A 3,177-nucleotide genomic window follows, 5' to 3' on the forward strand; every position below is an offset into this window, starting at 1 on the left:
TGATGACGCAGTCGCGGTACGGAAACTGCATCACCGACGAGGTGACCGAGATGCCCCGCTGCTTTTCCAGCTCCATCCAGTCGGAGGTGGCGTGGCGCGCGGCCTTGCGGGCGCGGATCTCGCCGGCGACCTGGATCGCGCCGCCGAACCACAGCAGCTTTTCGGTCAGGGTCGTCTTGCCCGCGTCGGGGTGGGAGATGATCGCGAAGGTGCGACGGCGGGCGATTTGCTGGACGGCTGCGGACATGGCGGGATACGGCGAATGCGAAAAACCCGCGATTATACAGGGCGATGCGCTCCGGCCGGTGGCCGTGTGGGCTTAGAACTCGAGCAACATCAGGCGTCGGCCGCCGGCGTCGTGCTTGCCAGCCATGCGAAAGCCCAGCCGGTTGAAGCGCCGGCTGCGGGCGGTGGAGACGAGCAGCCGGCCGTGTTCGAAGTTTTCCATCAGCCACGCGATGCGGGTGGCGATGAGTGCCCGGGCAATGCCCTGGCCGCGGGCCTGCTCGGCCACGGCGGAGAGATACAGGATGTGGGTCTCGCTGGCCCAATCGGCCGCCTTGATGCCGCCCACGCCTACCAGCTCGCCCTGCTGGCGGGCGATGAAGAACTGGCGGTAGAAGGGCATCGGCGCGGGCGCGAGCTGGTCGATGAGACGCTCGCGGCTGTAGCGGTCCGGGTCGGCAAAGGCGGCGAGGAGGACGTCCGCCGCGGCTTCGCGGTCGGCGTCGTCCATCGGGCTGATGAGGATGTCGTCCTTGATGATGTGTCCCCTGGCGGGCCGGTGGCGGGACATGCATTGGAGCGCGGCCTTGTTGCAGCGGTGTTGCAGCGGCGGTGCGACAATCGGAGGCATTCCCCTGCCTGGAGACATGCGCATGAAGTTTTCGGTCCTGTCGTGGAACATCGAGCATTTCAAGGGCGGTGCGACCCGCCTGAAAAAGGTGGCCAGCCACATCAAGAAGCAGAAGCCGGATGTCTTTGCCCTGCTGGAAATCGAGAACGTGAACGTGCGCGCGCTGATGGAACAGGCGTTTGCCGGCTACGACTTCGCGTTGACCGACGGGCCCCAGGTGCAGGAGATCCTGGTGGGCTGGCGGCGGACGGCCTTCGAGCAGGCGGTGTTCTCCCAGAAGCGGGAGTTCGATGTGGGCAACGACCGCCTGCGGCCCGGCGCACTGCTGAGCGTGAAGCTCGGCGGGGTCTGGTACAACCTGCTGTTTCTCCATACCGACAGCGGCACCGACGCGCCGGCCTTCGGCAACCGGGTCGAGATGTTCGACAAGGCCTGGAGCCTCAAGGCGGCGCTCGACCGCAATCTGGGCGGTGAGGGCAGCTCGCGGCTGGTGGTGATGGGCGACCTGAACACCATGGGCCTGATGTTCCCGCGGCCGGCGAAGAAGTTCCTGCGGGTGGATGCGCCCACCGAGATCGCCGCGCTGGCCGAGGCAGCGGAAGGCGCCGGGATGCAGCTGCTGACCAAGGACCGGCCCGCCACCTGGAAGGGCTCGGCGGGGGAATCCAACCTCGATCACGCCATCGCGTCGGCGTCCCTCAGCTTCAGTCGCTTCGGCACGGCGGCGGATGCGCCCCAGGTGAAGGTGAAGGGCTGGCCCGATCTGACGGGCACCGCCCAGGCGGGCTTTCTTTCAGACGTGTCGGACCACGCCTCGCTGCATCTGGAGATCGCCTGAGCGGCGTTGCCCCGTTTAGAACGGCCGGGCGAGGCGGCGGGATTCCTTCGGATCGCGGAAGACCAGCGGGCGGGTGTTGTCGGGTTGCTCCGCCGCGGCCAGCGCGGTGGTGACGAGGGCGTGATCCGGTGACTTGGGGCACACCGGGTCGGTGGCGTCCGGGTTGCCGGTGAGCATGAAGGCCTGGCAGCGGCAGCCGCCGTGGTCCTTTTCTTTATCTTCACAGCGCTGGCAGGTTTCGGGCAGCCAGGCGGTGCCCCGGTAGCGGTTGAAGAGCGGCGAGTCGCGCCAGATCCACTCGATGCTGTGCTGGCGCACGTCGGGGAAATCCAGCCCCGGCAGCATCCGCGCGGTGTGGCAGGGCAGGGCGAGGCCGTCCGGGGTGATGGCGAGGAAGACTTCGCCCCAGCCGTTCATGCACTTCTTGGGCTTCTTCGACTGGTAATCCGGCGTGACGAAGAGGATGCGCATGGCCTTGCCGAGCTTCTGGCGCCAGCGTTCGGTGACACGCTCGGCCTCGGCCAGCTGGGCCTCGGTGGGCATCAGCGCGGCGCGATTGAGGAAGGCCCAGCCGTGGTACTGGGTGTTGGCGAGCTCGAGGAACTCGGCGCCGATCTCGGCGGCCATCTCGATGATGCGGTCCAGGTGGTCGATGTTGCCCCGGTGGAGCACGCAGTTGATCACCGTGGGGTAGCCGGCGGCCTTGGTGAGGTCGGCGACCTTGCGCTTGAGGTCGAAGGTGCGGGTGTTGGTGATGAGGTCGTTGGCCTCACGGGTGGCGTCCTGGAACGAGAGCTGGATGTGGTCGAGCCCGGCCTCCTTGAGCGCGGCGAGGCGCGCCTCGGTGAGGCCCACGCCGGAGGTGATGAGGTTGGTGTAGAAGCCAAGGCTGCGCGCCTCGGCCACCAGAATCTCGATGTCGTCCCGCAACAGCGGCTCGCCGCCCGAGATGCCGAACTGCGCCGCGCCCATCGCCCGGGCCTGGCGGATCACCGACAGCCAGTCGTCGGTGGAGAGCTCGGGCCCGGCCTGGGCGAAATCCACCGGGTTGTAGCAGAAGCTGCAGTGCAGCGGGCAGCGATAGGTGACTTCGGCCAGCAGCCACAGGGGGCCAGGGCGGGCGGCGGGGACGAGCAGGGTTTCCATCACGCGGGGTTCCAGACGATCCAGTTCTGGGCTTCGGCCATCGTCAGGAAGGCCTCCACGTCGGGGCCGAGGCCGGTGGCGTTGAAGGTGGCTTCCAGGTCGGCCACGATGGCGGCCACGTCCCGCTGGCCGTCGCAGCGCTTGAGGATCTCGCCGGCGCTCTGGTTGAGCTTGACCATGCCTTCGGGGTAGAGCAGCACGTGGGCCTGCTGGGCCGGCTCCCACTGGAAGCGGTAGAGGCGGTTGATGGCGGGGCGGGTGGTGGGAGGCATGGTCTCTCGCGTAGATACTGTTATCCCAGTCAAGCCCCGTGGAGCGCCGGCTGGAATGTCTGGCC

General features: G+C 67.7%; 5 protein-coding genes. 1 reads left to right on the top strand and 4 read right to left on the bottom strand.

Annotation, left to right across the window (positions count from 1 at the left end):
• The coding region (locus Q0672_RS19705) for a GTP-binding protein (RefSeq protein ID WP_298624992.1) at positions 1-247 on the bottom strand (247 nt) is incomplete at its 3' end.
• 72 nt (positions 248-319) lie between these two features.
• Entirely contained in the window at positions 320-856 is a 537-nt protein-coding gene (locus tag Q0672_RS19710) for a GNAT family N-acetyltransferase (RefSeq protein ID WP_298624994.1), read from the bottom strand.
• 22 nt (positions 857-878) lie between these two features.
• Between Q0672_RS19710 and Q0672_RS19715 the strand changes: the two genes are divergently transcribed.
• Complete coding sequence (locus Q0672_RS19715) at positions 879-1,694, top strand: endonuclease/exonuclease/phosphatase family protein (RefSeq protein WP_298624996.1); 816 nt, start codon at positions 879-881, stop codon at positions 1,692-1,694.
• Between the two features lie 15 nt (positions 1,695-1,709).
• On the opposite strand, the gene pqqE is transcribed toward Q0672_RS19715, so the two are convergent.
• Both pqqE and pqqD read right to left on the bottom strand, forming a co-directional pair.
• On the bottom strand, positions 1,710-2,840 hold the full coding sequence (gene pqqE, locus Q0672_RS19720) for a pyrroloquinoline quinone biosynthesis protein PqqE (RefSeq protein WP_298624998.1): 1,131 nt from the start codon (positions 2,838-2,840) through the stop codon (positions 1,710-1,712).
• Positions 2,840-3,112, bottom strand: coding sequence for a pyrroloquinoline quinone biosynthesis peptide chaperone PqqD (gene pqqD, locus Q0672_RS19725; protein WP_298625000.1), 273 nt, complete (start codon positions 3,110-3,112; stop codon positions 2,840-2,842). Before pqqD ends, pqqE begins: the two co-directional genes overlap by 1 nt.
• Positions 3,113-3,177 lie beyond the last annotated feature (65 nt).

This window comes from uncultured Zoogloea sp., assembly GCF_937894855.1.
GTDB lineage: Bacteria > Pseudomonadota > Gammaproteobacteria > Burkholderiales > Rhodocyclaceae > Zoogloea > Zoogloea oryzae.